The sequence below is a fragment of the Helicobacter cetorum MIT 00-7128 genome, from assembly GCF_000259255.1.
Taxonomy (GTDB): domain Bacteria; phylum Campylobacterota; class Campylobacteria; order Campylobacterales; family Helicobacteraceae; genus Helicobacter; species Helicobacter cetorum_B.
Genome location: NC_017737.1, coordinates 1,576,504 through 1,590,222, shown reverse-complemented (window position 1 = coordinate 1,590,222; position 13,719 = coordinate 1,576,504). Strand labels below are relative to the sequence as shown.

The window sequence follows — 13,719 nt, the reverse complement described above, 5'->3', positions numbered from 1 at the left end:
ACTTGTAAAGCTAAACAACAAGGCAATCATATGAAAAAGATTGTCTTTGTAACTAATAGCCGAGCAGATTATGGTAAGCTCAAGCCTTTAATTAAAGCGATAAAAGATTTAAAAAACTCCAAACACCCTTTAAATCATCAAATCACTTATCGGATTTTTGTGTGCGGTATGCACTTACTAGAAAAATACGGCAACACCTATGTAGAAATTTTAAAAGATGGTTTTGAGCATGTTTTTTTAAGTAAGCCCTATGAAGATGAAATTGCTATGGATTTAGCCTTAGCTACTACTATCACGCAATTTTCATCATTTATAGCCCAAGAAAAGCCTAGTTTAATCGTGGTGCATGGAGATAGGACAGAGAGCTTGGCATGTGCGATTGTGGCAAGTTTCAATAATATTTTATGCGCGCATATTGAGGGGGGTGAAGTTTCGGGCACCATAGATGAAAGTATCCGCCATAGTGTGTCAAAACTCGCGCATATTCATTATGTTTGCAATGAAGACGCTAAATTAAATCTTATTCAGCTAGGGGAGAAAAAAGAGCGTATTTTTAATATCGGCTCTAGCGATATTGATGTGATGTTAGGGAATTTACCTAGCTTAGAAGAAGTTTTAGAATATTATTATCAAATAAAGCGTTTTAAAAATAACTATGCGATTTTGATTTATCACCCTGTAGTGAGCGAAGTGCCTAGTTTGCCTAAACACATTTTTGAAGTCTTAGAGGCTATCAAAGCGAGTAAGAAAAATTTTGTGGTGATTTACCCTAATAATGATTTAGGTTCAAACATTATCTTAAAAGCTTTAGAGACTTTAAGTGATAATAAAGAGCGTTTTGTTAGTTTTCCTAGTATGCGTTTTGAATATTTTTTAACGCTTTTAAAAAACGCAGAGTTTATTATCGGTAATTCAAGTTGCGGGATACGAGAGGCTGGGGTTTATGGTGTGCCTTGTGTCAATCTTGGCACAAGACAAAATAATAGAGGTCAAGCTAGTCATATCATCAACGCTAGAGAAAAAAGAGATGAAATTTTATGTGCCATAGACAAGGCTCTAACATTAAAAAATACTTTAAAAAAGAACTCTCATTTTGGCGAAGGTAATAGCGTTAAGCAGTTTTTGGCGAGTTTGAATTTAGAGTTGTTTGACACGCCTACGCAAAAAAGCTTTATAGTAAGAAAGGTGAGTGAGTGAAAGTTTTAGCCTATATTCCTGCTAGAAGTGGTTCTAAGGGCGTGAAAGATAAGAATATTAAGGCATTTAGAGGTTTGCCCTTAATGGCACATACGATACTGAGTGCGTTAAATTCAAAGCTTTTTGATGAGGTTATGGTAAGCACGGATAACGAAGTCTATAAAGAAATTGCCTTAAAATATGGGGCTAGTGTGCCGTTTTTAAGAAGTCAAGAAAATTCAAGCGACACCGCCCCTACGATTTTAGGCTTGTTAGAGACTTTAGAAAATTATTCTAAAATAAACATGCATTTTAATCATGTGATGATTTTACAACCTACTTCGCCCTTAAGAGATACTAAGGATATTCTAGGTGCGTGGGAATGCTATGCTAAAAATCATTTTCAAAGTCTAGCAAGCGTGCATAAAGTAGAGATTAACCCCTTTTTGTTACGCACTCTTAAAGATGACCAACTCTCTTCGTTGCTAAGGGCTAATAGCACCATTAGGCGTCAAGATATTCCACATTTTTATCAAGTCAATGGGGCGATTTATCTTTCTCAAACAAGTGAGTTAGATGAAAAAACGAGTTTGAATGACAGCTTGATAGGTTATGAAATAGCTATTTCGCATGCTCTAGATATAGATAATTTAAAGGATTTTAATGAGTGAAAAAATATTTTCTCAAGTTGATGAAAAAAATCAAAAGAAACCCCTAATCATCGCTGGCAATGGCCCTAGTATTAAAGATTTAGATTATTCCTTATTCCCTAAAGACTTTGATGTATTTAGGTGTAATCAATTCTATTTTGAAGACAAATATTATTTGGGAAAAGAAGTTAAGGGGGTGTTTTTTAATCCTTGTGTATTTCATAACCAAATGAATACAGCAAAACATCTAATTGATAATAATGAATACTATATTGAGCAATTTTTTTGCTCTGTAAGCAAAGAGCAACATGATTTTAATGGGGACTATCAAACTATTTTGTCTGTTGATGAGTATTTAAGGGCAAATTATCCTTTTGTTCGTGATACTTTTAGCTTATTTGGAGAACATGAAGAAATATTAAATCATGTTAAATACCACTTAAAAACTTATTCTAAAGAATTAAGTGCGGGAGTCTTAATGCTTTTGAGTGCAATTGTTTTAGGATATAAAGAGATTTACTTAGTAGGAGTTGATTTTGGAGCAAATTCTTGGGGGCATTTTTATGATGATAATCAAAGCCAACATTTTATAAACCATATGGCGGACTGTCATAATATTTATTACGATATGCTTACCATTTATCTTTGTCAAAAGTATGCTAAACTTTACGCATTAGTTCCAAATAGCCCTTTAAATCATCTTTTACCTTTGAATTTACAAGCTAACCATGTTTTTGAGTTGCTAGATAAACCCATAGGATATACAAGTGATTTGATTGTTTCTTCGCCACTAGAAGAAAAACTATTGGAATCTAAGAATATTGATGAAAGATTTTCTCAAAATAAGTCTTTTAAAAATTATTTACAAAGATTAAAGGATAAGTTTTTGCAGATGATTTTTCGGGGGGGGGGGGTAATAACTATCCCAAGAGTAATATTTAAAGGGAAATTTGCATGAATTTAAGAAAGCCCCTTATTATTGCCGGCAATGGCCCTAGCATCAAAGATTTAGACTATTCGCTTTTTCCTAAAGACTTTGATGTTTTTAGATGTAATCAATTCTATTTTGAAGACAAGTATTATTTGGGAAAAGAAGTTAAGGGGGTGTTTTTTAACGCTTGTGTGTTTGATTTGCAAATGAAAGTAGCTCAATCCATAGTTAAAAACTCCGAGTATCATTTGGAGCAAATTTATTGCACACATGTGGGATTGTATGACTATTTTAATAATCATCAGCAATTGACGCAAGAATACCTAGATAGAAATTATGTTGGGATTCGTTCTACTTATTCGTATTTAAAGGATTTAGAGCCATTTTTTGCCTTGCATTCAAAATACCGCAATTTTTATAATCAGCATTTTACAAGTGGAATTATGATGTTAATTGTAGCGATTGCTCTAGGCTATAAAGAAATCTATTTGTGTGGGATTGATTTTTATGAAAATAGTTTAGGGCATTTTTATGAGGAGAAAAGCGCTTTATTTCCCGTTCATGCAGATTGCCAGCATTCTAAAAGTTTGGATTTTCAAGCCATTGAATTAGCTAAGAACTACGCAAAAATCTATGCTTTAGTGCCTAATAGCGCATTAGCACAAATTTTGCCCTTATCTTCACAAAAGGGTGTTTCTAATGAGGTCAAAGAACGCCTAGATTTAGGGAAAGAAAAAACTCAAACAACAGATTATTTTAAAAATATTCCTAACCAAGAAGAGCAAGTAGCGCCAAAAAGCACTTTAAAAAGCACTTTTATAGGGGCTTTGAGAAAAAAGGGTATTAATGAGAGCAACTTCATTTTCTTGTTGCTTAAAGATAGCTACTATTTTTTAAAAGGCTTTTTATCTTTAATTTTGGAAACCCTAAGGGCATTTTTAAAGACTAAAAAAGATTAATAAGTCTTATTTATATTTTAAAATACCCACCCATAGTTAAAAAACACATTGAAATGGCTTGCTCCAAGATTTAAGCTTGCATAGTTAGAGCTTAATGGATTATGTTGAGCCTTTTTGATAGTGTCTTGAATAAGGGGGATAGAAATACCAATAGAATATTTAGAATGCTTGATTCTATAACTAAACCCACCTATAAAATTTAAATTACCATAGTTGGTGTAGGAATTAGCAAAAGCATAGCCATTATATACGGCTCTTAAGCCTAGAAAGCTCCCTAATGAGCTTTGAAAAAGCTTTTGTTTAATGAGGTTTGTTTTATCTTTTTGATTTCTTATGATAGTGTTTTTATAAGTTGTGAAAAAATCTAGCAATAAGTTTGAGCCGATACCAAAGCCAATTTGATTGACTTGATTTAAGAAATTGCGTTGTTTGGAATAGTTGTAATTTAAAAACCCATAGTAAGAAATCCCTACATAATCATTATAATATTTTTGATACCCCCCTAAAATATCAAATCCTATCATCGCATTGGTAGTCCTTTTGGAAAAAGCACTTAGAATATGCCTTATGGTGGCTTTTTGTGCGAGGCTGTAGCGCATTTTACTCACTAACACTTCTTCTTTGGCTCTTTGAGTGTTTTTGCCAATGGTGTTGTAATTAATGGTGAGTTGGTTGTTTTTTTCTAAATTCATATACACGCTTAACATAAGCCCGGTCATTCCAGCAAAGATGACAGGGTTGTTGGTGTTTGGCCCAGCTTTATTAGGAATGTAGAGGGGATAGGTTAGGGGGTAGTCCCCAGAGCCTACTGGACCTATTAGGTTACAATGAAAACCATCGTGTCCATAATCTCCGCTTAGTTCTCCGCCCGGAAAGGTCAAATCCCCACAATGCCCTATATATAAATTGCCATTGTATTTGTATTTGATTTCTATTTTATTGTTTGTTTTAACTTCATATTTAAATTTAAGTTCATTTGGATTATTACCCCAATTATAACCGATAAGATGCCCAAATTCATGGAACAATACATTGATAGAGCTACGAGCACTCATGCCATTATCTTGAACGGTTTGGTAGCACTTTGCACCACAGATTTTTGGGGGGAGATATTCAACACGGCTAGGGGTGTTATAGTTGTCATTATAGCCATAGAATTTTTGATAGTTGAGTAGGGCTTGGTTATTAGTGGGGGAAATCAAGCCTTGTTGCAACCCCATAATTTGTTTATTAGGAAAGGTTGCCCCCTCATCACCCCATGCCCCTTTACTTAAAAGCCCTAGAGTAACGCCATAGCTTTTGGTATAAGTATCATAAATCTTTTGCTTAGAGATAACATTGTAAGAAACCCATTGAATGGTAGCACCATTTTTTGTTGTGTAGGGGTCTCTGATTTGATTGCTATTTAAGCATTCGCTTGTAGGCACATATTGCGAGCTATTGTTGGAAGTGCTAATGCATGCGCCATATTCTTTTTTGCCATTTATCATGGCATAAGGCACATCGCCATTATATTCGGGTTCAAAATAGATTTTGCCTTGCACTTCTTTATAGTTTTGCCCTTTACTTGCAAAATGAATGAAGTATTGCCCTTGATTATAAGCAGTGTTTTGTGTGATATAGCCTTTAATTTGGGGGTCTTTTCCCATAGTGTAGATTGCCCCTATGATTTTATCTTTTTGTGGGTCTAGGTGGTTTTCTTCTTCAAAGGCTTTAGTCATAGCGCCTATCCTATACATTGTGCCATTAATATCCACTACTTCGGTCAAAGCCTGTTGAAAAGGGGATTGGTCGTTAGAAAATTGAAAGGGAGCGTTTAAAACAGCGTTTTTAAAGCTTTGAGAGTTTAAAAGAGCGCTTAGGTTTTCATAGATATTGATGTAGTTTTCCACATCTTGCACGCTCATTTTAATCCAATTATTCGCACTTCCATAGGGGTTATCGCTAAATTTAAGCCATAGATTTTCTTTCATAGAGTTCATTTGCTCTAGCACTCTAGTGGTTTGAGTATTGGAAAAATTAGAGGCTTGAAAGCTAAAGGTGATATTAGAATCAGTTTTTAGGAGTTCTTTAAGCTTGGTAATCGTATTGGCATTTAGAGTGTAGTCTTCATACGCTGAGATATTTTCTAAGAGAGCTAGGGGGATTTCCTTGCCATTGATGTGAGCCATTAAAGTTACATTACTTAAATTATAGGGCAAGAAATTACTGATTTTTAAATCCCCCTTATCTAAGCTCGCACTAACAAGCGCATCGGTATTGACCTTGATACTATCTAAGACACTTTGAGAGACAAGTGAATTATTGTCCATGCAATTTTTCGCACCATTGCAAGCATTATTACATGCTTTATCGCCAATGGCACAAGTGTTTAAACTATTATTGGTTTTAAAATAGCACGAGGGGTCGCTAGGATTGCACCACACTGAATGGGCGTTTTTGTTTAAAATGCTAGATTGGATAATTTGGCTATTAGGTTCTTTATTGGGCTTGTTGTCTAAAGTAATGTAGGATTGCTCGTAGGTCTCAGTCTGTAAAGTTCCTGTTTGTAAGCCTCCCTCTACAAAAAAGCCGTCTTTTGGGTGAGCTAATAAGTTTCCTAAACAAACAAGATAAAAAATACTATTTAAGAAAAAAAAAAAAACGAATTTTTTTGGGTATAGATAGGGGTATAGGGATTGCAGACATTACTTTTAAAAAGCTGTTAAAAGAGTTTCTCATTTTAGATTTGTCCTTTTATCTATAAGTAACAGACCTAATTAAGAAATATATTAAGAAATATATTAAGAAATATATTAAGAAATATATTAAGAAATACTAGGCGCATCTTTACCTTTGCGTATGTTATCTAATAAAGTTCTAAAAATAACTTAAAACAATCAGCATTAATTATCAAATGTTTTTCTAAGGGGGTAAGTGTATTTTTAAGAAACAATTTTAAGGTTTTAGGCTGATTTTTCTAGCCCAGCGTGTCTAATAGTCTCTCTTCAAATTTAAAGAGCATACTCACTTTTTCGCACACAATTTCAACCCTAGCAAAGCCAAAAAGCGAATGGATTTGTTCTTCTAAAACTTCTTTGGTTCTTTGGTGTGTGGTTTTTAAAAAAAGTTGCTTTTCTTTTTCTTTGAGATAAATATTGCCATTTATTTCGCCTAAGTTGGGGTAAAGGGCGTAAAAATCAACACTCTGTTTTTTAGCTTTCATTTGCAAAAAGGCTTTTTTATGTTCGTTTTGAATGACAAAACTTAAGACTTGTGATTGCAAGCTTAAAAGCATGTTAGCTAGGTTCAAAAATTCTTGAGAGTTCTTAGCATGGATTAATTTTTCGCTCAAAAGCTCTTTGTATTCTTTTAAAGGCGTGCTTGAATCTTTAGTCAATATTTCTTTTAAATGCTTAATCTCAAGGGCTGGTAAGTCATCTAGTTCTTCTAAAATTTTGGGGGCTATGACTAGGTTTTTAAGCACGATATCGCCAAGCTGATTTCTTTGCATAGTTGCAAAATAAGGCTGATTGATTTGTAATTCTTGCTCGCTTTGAGTGGGTATGATTCTATTACCCACTTGCAAGAGAAAAAGATTTTTATCTTGTTTTTCTAGCACTTTTAAGAGTATGGGTAAAGTGGCGTTGAAATTGTGCGTGGTATTTTTAGAACTAAGAGTGTTAAGCTGATTAAGGGCGTTTAGGGCTTCTAGCATTAAAGGGCGTTGTCTTTGATAAAGTCAAGGATTTTAAAGCTGGCTTCTAATTTGTTTGTGGAAGAAATGTTTTGGGTTTTATGGTGCGTAAAGAGCATTAATTCGTTTTCTAATGAACCAAAGGGGCGATTATCTTTAATGAGATTTAAAGCGACCATTGAGCAGTCTTTACCATGATTTTGAGATGAGTTTAAAAGATTTTTAGCGTTTTCTATGGCCTTATCTTCTTTATCTTCGGCTTTAAAACCGATTTTGACAAATTTCTTAGCGTCTATAGATGCGAGCAAATCTTTATTTTGAATGCATTCAATATTCAAGCACTCACCTAGCTCGCTTTTTTTAAGCTTATGATTAAAGGTTGTTTTTGGCACATAATCACTAATGGCAGCGAGATTAAAAAGTAGGGGCTTTTGAGAATGGGGGCGTAGGTTTGTGGTAGTATTATTCAAAGCGTTTTCATAGGATTTGGTATCGCTAACTTGAATGCTTGTGATTTCTTTAGGCAAAGGAGTAGGAAAGCAAGATGAAATGAAAGTTACTTTTGCCCCCTTAAAATACAAAGCCAAAGCAAGAGTGCTTGCTTGAATGCCACTAGAAAGGTTACTGATAGTGCGAACGCTATCAATCTTTTCTATACTCGCTCCGCCTATTACTATAACTTCTCTATTTTCAAAATAAGTGTCTTTTAAGAGTGTTTGGGTGGCTTTAAAAAGGATTTCTAAAACTTCAGCCATCGCTCCATTGCCTTTAGTATCACAGGCTAAAAGGGCGTTTTGTGTTTCTAAAATAATATAACCAAACTCTTCTAAGCGTTTTAAGTTGCTTTGGGTTGCTTTAGCTAATAACATGTTAGTGTTCATGCTAGGGGCTAGGATTTTAGGGCTGTTACAAGCTAAAAAAGTCGCGCTTACTACATTATCAGCTATTCCATAAGCAATTTTTGCCAAACTATTAGCGCTTAAGGGAGCAAAGATGAGTAAATCAGAGTTTGTAGCACAAGCGATATGATTATGATGTAAGGTATTGTTGTGGTTGTAATACCATTTTTCATTCTGTGCATGCAAGACTTTGTTATGACTTAGGGCTTCAAAGCTTAAGGGGGTTACAAACTTTTTGGCATCTTCGCTCATTGCTACTTGAATATTTGCCCCACTTTTAAACAATAATCGCACTAATTCTAGGGATTTATATACAGCGATTGAGCCACTCACTAACAATAAAATGCGTTTGTTTTCTAATAATCTTAAGGGGTAAAATAAATCATCTAAAAAATTCATAGTAATTTTAATAAATCCTTAGGCTCTAGCCATGTGTTATTGTGGTTACTACTATATTCAAAGTCAGTGGCGACTTTTTGCCCTTTCTCATTAAGCTTGGTAAGGGCGTAATTTTTAGGTGTTTGAAAGCTTATAGTTGGCTGAATGATAAAAAAGCTTTCAAATTCTAGGGCTAAATGGCTTTCATCTTTAGGAATCATTACTTCATGGAGTTTTTCGCCTGGGCGAATGCCTATGATTTTGATAGGAATATTAGGAGCTAGGGCTTTGGCTAAATCAGTCATTTTCATGCTAGGAATTTTTGGCACAAAAATTTCGCCCCCATGCATGCGCTCTAAGTTTTTTAGCACAAAATTAACCCCCTCATCTAAGGTTATCCAAAATCTTGTCATGCGAATATCTGTAATAGGAATTTCACTCGCCTTATTTTGAACTAATTTTTTAAAAAACGGCACCACACTTCCCCGACTCCCCACCACATTACCATAACGCACCACGCTAAATTGTGTTTTTGAAGTGCCTTTAAAATTATTCGCACTCACAAAGAGCTTATCGCTACATAATTTAGTAGCCCCATAGAGATTAATAGGATTAGCTGCTTTATCGGTGCTTAGAGCAATGACTTGAGAGACTTCATTTTTTAGGCATGCATTAATGACATTGCTTGCGCCTATGATGTTAGTTTTGATACACTCTAAGGGATTATATTCTGCAATAGGCACATGTTTAAGAGCTGCAGCATGGATACAAATATCCACGCCTTCTAAAGCACATTCTAAGCGTTCTAAATCTCTCACATCGCCGATAAAAAAGCGCATTCTATTATCATTAAATTCCATTGCCATTTCGCTTTGCTTTAACTCATCTCGGCTATAGACAATGATTTTTTTAGCTTTTGAAGTGTCTAAAACCTTACGCACAAAGCACTTGCCAAAACTTCCTGTGCCACCTGTGATTAATATAGTTTTGTTATCTAGCATACAACTTTTCCTTTACCAACGATACCCCAAAGAGGCACTAAAAATTCTTAATTGTCCAATCGTTGGGGATTGATACAAGCTAGAGCGATTGCTCTTAAAAGTAAAACTTCCCCCCCAACCTAAATCAAAGCCCCTAAAATGGTATTTAGCCCCAAAAGCTATGGTATAACCATTGGAATCTGGAATACCAATAGCGTCTTGAGGGCTTGGGGCTTGGTCATAATCAAGTGCTCCCATTAAGCGTAAGCTCCTCCCCATGTAAGTTACGCCTAATCTAAAGGTATTAGTGTCTCTCCAGCCATTCCCCATATTCATTACGCTTTTAAAATTCGCTAAGCCGACCATTTTTTTAAGCGTTTCGGAATTGAGCGAGGCAACCGTTCCGCTCAAGCCCTTGTAAGTGGCGTTAGCAAAATCAGGGGTTACTAAGAATTTATTCCCTTGACTCCAAAAGGTGCGCTCAAACACGCCCTCAATTCTCAAGCGCTTTTTAAAAAACTCATGCGCATAAGCTAGACTGAGAGTTTGGGGGAGTGAAACATTGATGTTTAAGCTCCCTTTAGTAAGAACATTTCCTAAAGAGGGGCCAAGCTGTGTGATAGCGACTAAATCGCCTTTCATATTAAAAGTAACTGAAGAATTATATACCGCAGAAAACATGCCATTTTCAAACACCCGCAAACTTCCAGCTAGTCTGTATCCCCCTGACATGCCATTGCCATTAGATTGTTGCACGACTTTGGTCGTGCCATAAAGGCTTGCTACAGCTTTTTGCAATCCGCTATAGCCCATGATTTGTTTCAAACCATTGTAGAAGTTTTGACAGCTTTGGGTGTTAATATCTCCACCGGCTTTTTGGCATTCAAGGGCGGGTTGATAGCCAATATTGCCTAGTAATGACATCATGTTTTTTGGCACTTGATTGGCAAAAACATCATTGGGTAAGTTTAGGATTTGCTGTGCTGTAAGAATAGAATCGCCCTCTAAAGGCACATAAACGGTGTTATCAAACTTTCCGGTTGCATAAAGCCCTCTTAAGCCAATGCCTACGGAAAAGCGGTTGTTTATCGTATAGCTCATGCTAGGGGCAAGCTCTACCATCATAATGAAGACATTTTGCAAAAACTCTCCGCCCTTACCATTCCATTTCATGCCTAAGCCACTAGGAGCAGTGAAACTCCCTCCAAAAGTAAAGCCATTATGCGTGCGAGTCTTATAAAAGAATTTGGGTAATACAAAATTAGTCGTGCCTGTCCAGCCATTCACAATTTGAGTGTCCGGTGCAGAAGAAAGCGTTACGACTTTTTGGTTGGTTAAATTCATCAGTCCTTGAATGCGATTTATGGCTTCTGGTAAGCCACCGGCGTTGCCAAGTGCGTGTAAAATATTGCCTAATCCAATGATGCCAATAATTTTCATAACATCTTGCTGACTTTTATCCACTTGCAAACTCGTAACCGAATACAAACCTTGATTAGTGGTAGGGACCTTAAAGGTAAAAGCTGGGATATTAATCACGGTGGTGGTGATTTCAAATTCGCTTTTATTTTCGCCTAAATCATTGGCAAAGCCCATGTTAGCCGGATTGTAAAACACGGCATCAGCACCCCTAGCTCCGGCAACATATGCAGAGCCTAGAGCGGTGCCATTAAGACTTTGTTCTTGAACTTTAAAACCATTAGCATAGGAGAGGGTGGGCAATAAGGATAGTAGAAAAGAGCCTAGTTTTAAAGGAGGGGAAAAAGATTTTTGGGTTAAAGTTTTAAAAGAATGGTTTTTTATTTTTTTCATGGGAGTTCTTTATCAACATTTTCATTGTCTTCTATATCTTGCAGTGATGGTTCGTATTGCTCAATCCTAATGGCAATACGCTTAGTTAAATTTTGAAAAGAAATCAGCCCTTTTTTACGCTCATAAAGAATGATGTCGCCGCTTTTTTGAAAGCGCTGAATCACATCATCAGGGGTTAAGTAGCGTTTGCCTAAGCCCTTAAAAATATCTCTTCCTAAAACGATTTCATCAAATAAATTGGCATAACTCACTTTGCCAAACAAATCCCTTGCGGCTAACCACTTAGCCGAACATCTGCCTGAAAAACAGATGTCGTGTTTAGTCATAAAAATATCGCCTACTTTTTGACTGAATTTATAGAGGGTTACTTCAATATTGTGGCTTTTATCCTTTTTGATTGTGCCATAATCATAAAAGCGAAAAACCGGTGTGTTGATATAAATAAGCTTGAATTGGCGTAAAGCCTCTAAAGTCTCTTGCCTTTTTTTGCGCTCTTCATCTGCTTTGATTTGCTCCCTAGTTTTTGGGGTTTGCTTAGAGAAAGGGTGCTTGGCACAAGAAGTTATCAAAAGCGCCAAGACTAATAAGCAAGTTTTTAGAAGTCGCATAGCTTAATAAAAATAGATTTAACCTCTTGCTCCACTCAAAATGCGATACCAAATTCTGCCATCTAGTTTAAGCTCCATGCTCACTTGGCATAAGCCGTCTTTATAGATGGTCTCAGTGATTTCAGCGTTGCGAATGAGAGCGTTCACTTTAGTCTTAATCACAGAATTTTGTAAAATCATATCTTTGACGGTGTCTTGAGCGTTCACTCTAATACCATACATTTTTTCGCCTAATTGGCGATAGCCATCTACAATGGCCGCTCTTTTAGCTAGAGCTAGAGCTTGAGAGGGCGAAATAGTAGATTCTGGAGCCACACCCATACCTACGGCGCTTAATTCTATGGTGTTATTGGGTGTTAGCATAGGGGTATTAGGAATGGCGTTAGTGGGGTTATTTCTCACTATTGGCTGATTATTATTTTCAAAGCGAGGGCTAGGTAATGGCTGGACTCTTCTTGGAGTGAAATTGGTAGGAGGATAAATGGGGGCTTGCAAGCCTGTAGCTGAGGGGGGGATTAATTGAGCGTTAGAACTACGCTTTTTAAACAAACTACAACCACTCATCAAAAGAGTTGCTACAAGTAACGAATTAATACCAATTAAGGTAGGATTTAGACGCATGAATTTTTCCTTGTGTGAGTTCAATGGGGGTATTATATCATTTTTCTGTAAGGATTTGTGTTTTGTGATTTTATAAGGAGTGTTTTAAGCTTGTTATAAAACTCATTAAACTAATTTATTGGTTGTTTTTATGATTGATTTATATTGATTAGAAAAACTTGGATAAGGGGAGGCTAAGGTAGGGGGTGATTGTGTATATTTTTAAAATATAATGAGTGCGTATAGATAAAATATTATTTATAGATGAATGCTATTGAATAATTGGTAATATTAATTTCATTCAAGCTAAATGCTAAACTCGCCCTTAATGAATGGCGCATGTTTATTTAATCATCTATTTAATTAAAATGGATTGAATGGAGCTTTTAAACTTGAAATAAATTTTAAATAGAAATTGTTAAATACCAATTCTTATTTTATAATACTTGATTAAAGCAGATTGAATGGAGTTTTTAAATTTAAAACATACCGGTGGAAGAGTGTTTTGTAGTGGTGTCCTTGGCGGGATTCGAACCCACGACCTTACGATTAGGAATCGTACGCTCTATCCAGCTGAGCTACAAAGACAACTTATTGCGCAAAAAGCTCTAGCTTTTTAGAAAAGCTAGGAGCTGTTTTACTTGCCCTCAACCTTTTGCTTAAGAATCTTGCCGGGTTTGAACTTAGGCACACGCTTATCTTCTGTTTTGTAAGTTTTATCAGTCCCGGGAACCTTACCCTCTTTACCTTTTTGCTCAACGCTCTCAAACTTACCAAAACCAATTAATTCTACGCTCTCACCTTTGCTTAGAGCTGTCTCTACTGCTAGAGTGAAAGCATTGATAGCATTTTCTGCGTCTTTCTTACTGCTAAATTCACCTGATTCCTTAACCAAATCAATAAATTCCGCTTTATTCATTATAAAAACCCCTTTTAAAAAATATCAAAAACTAATGCTAACTTGAAATTAAATTTTTAAAAACAAGCGCTCTTAAGCTTTGACTTACAAGGGGCAATTATAGCCAAAATTTCAAGCATAAATCAAGCTTG

12 protein-coding genes and 1 tRNA gene are annotated in these 13,719 nt (G+C 35.8%); 4 read left to right on the top strand and 9 right to left on the bottom strand.

Going from position 1 to position 13,719, the window contains the following annotated elements; genetic code table 11:
• Positions 1-30 precede the first annotated feature (30 nt).
• From neuC to HCW_RS07270, 4 genes are read left to right on the top strand one after another with little or no spacing between them, the layout of a single operon-like run.
• Positions 31-1,197 carry a UDP-N-acetylglucosamine 2-epimerase gene (gene neuC / locus HCW_RS07285; protein ID WP_014661585.1) on the top strand — a complete coding sequence of 389 codons (1,167 nt, stop codon included), beginning with the start codon at positions 31-33 and terminating at the stop codon, positions 1,195-1,197.
• Positions 1,194-1,847 carry a cytidylyltransferase domain-containing protein gene (locus tag HCW_RS07280; protein WP_014661584.1) on the top strand — a complete coding sequence of 218 codons (654 nt, stop codon included), beginning with the start codon at positions 1,194-1,196 and terminating at the stop codon, positions 1,845-1,847. The genes neuC and HCW_RS07280 overlap by 4 nt, the downstream gene beginning before the upstream one ends.
• The gene (locus HCW_RS07275) at positions 1,840-2,784 is read left to right on the top strand and encodes an alpha-2,3-sialyltransferase (protein WP_014661583.1); all 945 of its coding nucleotides are present in this window, start codon (positions 1,840-1,842) and stop codon (positions 2,782-2,784) included. Before HCW_RS07280 ends, HCW_RS07275 begins: the two co-directional genes overlap by 8 nt.
• Positions 2,781-3,716: an alpha-2,3-sialyltransferase gene (locus tag HCW_RS07270; RefSeq protein WP_014661582.1), complete on the top strand. Its 936-nt coding sequence runs from the start codon at positions 2,781-2,783 to the stop codon at positions 3,714-3,716. The genes HCW_RS07275 and HCW_RS07270 overlap by 4 nt, the downstream gene beginning before the upstream one ends.
• Positions 3,717-3,733: 17 nt before the next feature.
• Here the strand turns inward: HCW_RS07270 and HCW_RS07265 are convergent, their stop codons facing one another.
• The 9 genes from HCW_RS07265 to HCW_RS07225 all read right to left on the bottom strand — a co-directional run bounded on the left by HCW_RS07265 (position 3,734) and on the right by HCW_RS07225 (position 13,588).
• Positions 3,734-6,142, bottom strand: coding sequence for a hypothetical protein (locus tag HCW_RS07265; RefSeq protein WP_014661581.1), 2,409 nt, complete (start codon positions 6,140-6,142; stop codon positions 3,734-3,736).
• 533 nt (positions 6,143-6,675) lie between these two features.
• Positions 6,676-7,413, bottom strand: a complete 738-nt coding sequence (locus HCW_RS07260) for a hypothetical protein (RefSeq protein WP_014661580.1) — start codon at positions 7,411-7,413, stop codon at positions 6,676-6,678.
• Entirely contained in the window at positions 7,413-8,690 is a 1,278-nt protein-coding gene (gene coaBC, locus HCW_RS07255; RefSeq protein ID WP_014661579.1) for a bifunctional phosphopantothenoylcysteine decarboxylase/phosphopantothenate--cysteine ligase CoaBC, read from the bottom strand. Before coaBC ends, HCW_RS07260 begins: the two co-directional genes overlap by 1 nt.
• Positions 8,687-9,670, bottom strand: a complete 984-nt coding sequence (pseB, locus tag HCW_RS07250) for a UDP-N-acetylglucosamine 4,6-dehydratase (inverting) (RefSeq protein ID WP_014661578.1) — start codon at positions 9,668-9,670, stop codon at positions 8,687-8,689. Before pseB ends, coaBC begins: the two co-directional genes overlap by 4 nt.
• Positions 9,671-9,682: 12 nt before the next feature.
• Complete coding sequence (locus HCW_RS07245; RefSeq protein ID WP_014661577.1) at positions 9,683-11,461, bottom strand: OmpP1/FadL family transporter; 1,779 nt, start codon at positions 11,459-11,461, stop codon at positions 9,683-9,685.
• The gene (locus tag HCW_RS07240) at positions 11,458-12,069 is read right to left on the bottom strand and encodes a hypothetical protein (RefSeq protein WP_014661576.1); all 612 of its coding nucleotides are present in this window, start codon (positions 12,067-12,069) and stop codon (positions 11,458-11,460) included. Before HCW_RS07240 ends, HCW_RS07245 begins: the two co-directional genes overlap by 4 nt.
• An 18-nt stretch (positions 12,070-12,087) precedes the next feature.
• The gene (locus HCW_RS07235) at positions 12,088-12,690 is read right to left on the bottom strand and encodes an LPP20 family lipoprotein (RefSeq protein ID WP_014661575.1); all 603 of its coding nucleotides are present in this window, start codon (positions 12,688-12,690) and stop codon (positions 12,088-12,090) included.
• Between the two features lie 490 nt (positions 12,691-13,180).
• A tRNA-Arg gene (locus HCW_RS07230) sits at positions 13,181-13,257 on the bottom strand.
• A gap of 49 nt (positions 13,258-13,306) precedes the next feature.
• The gene (locus HCW_RS07225) at positions 13,307-13,588 is read right to left on the bottom strand and encodes an HU family DNA-binding protein (protein WP_014661574.1); all 282 of its coding nucleotides are present in this window, start codon (positions 13,586-13,588) and stop codon (positions 13,307-13,309) included.
• Positions 13,589-13,719: the final 131 nt, after the last annotated feature.

Excerpts from the sequence above, each read along its gene's own strand:
- neuC (WP_014661585.1), top strand. The coding sequence starts at position 31 with ATGAAAAAGATTGTCTTTGTAACTAATAGCCGAGCAGATTATGGTAAG.
- HCW_RS07275 (WP_014661583.1), top strand. The coding sequence starts at position 1,840 with ATGAGTGAAAAAATATTTTCTCAAGTTGATGAAAAAAATCAAAAGAAA.
- HCW_RS07270 (WP_014661582.1), top strand. The coding sequence starts at position 2,781 with ATGAATTTAAGAAAGCCCCTTATTATTGCCGGCAATGGCCCTAGCATC.
- HCW_RS07260 (WP_014661580.1), bottom strand. The coding sequence starts at position 7,413 with ATGCTAGAAGCCCTAAACGCCCTTAATCAGCTTAACACTCTTAGTTCT.
- coaBC (WP_014661579.1), bottom strand. The coding sequence starts at position 8,690 with ATGAATTTTTTAGATGATTTATTTTACCCCTTAAGATTATTAGAAAAC.
- pseB (WP_014661578.1), bottom strand. The coding sequence starts at position 9,670 with ATGCTAGATAACAAAACTATATTAATCACAGGTGGCACAGGAAGTTTT.
- HCW_RS07245 (WP_014661577.1), bottom strand. The coding sequence starts at position 11,461 with ATGAAAAAAATAAAAAACCATTCTTTTAAAACTTTAACCCAAAAATCT.
- HCW_RS07240 (WP_014661576.1), bottom strand. The coding sequence starts at position 12,069 with ATGCGACTTCTAAAAACTTGCTTATTAGTCTTGGCGCTTTTGATAACT.
- HCW_RS07235 (WP_014661575.1), bottom strand. The coding sequence starts at position 12,690 with ATGCGTCTAAATCCTACCTTAATTGGTATTAATTCGTTACTTGTAGCA.
- HCW_RS07225 (WP_014661574.1), bottom strand. The coding sequence starts at position 13,588 with ATGAATAAAGCGGAATTTATTGATTTGGTTAAGGAATCAGGTGAATTT.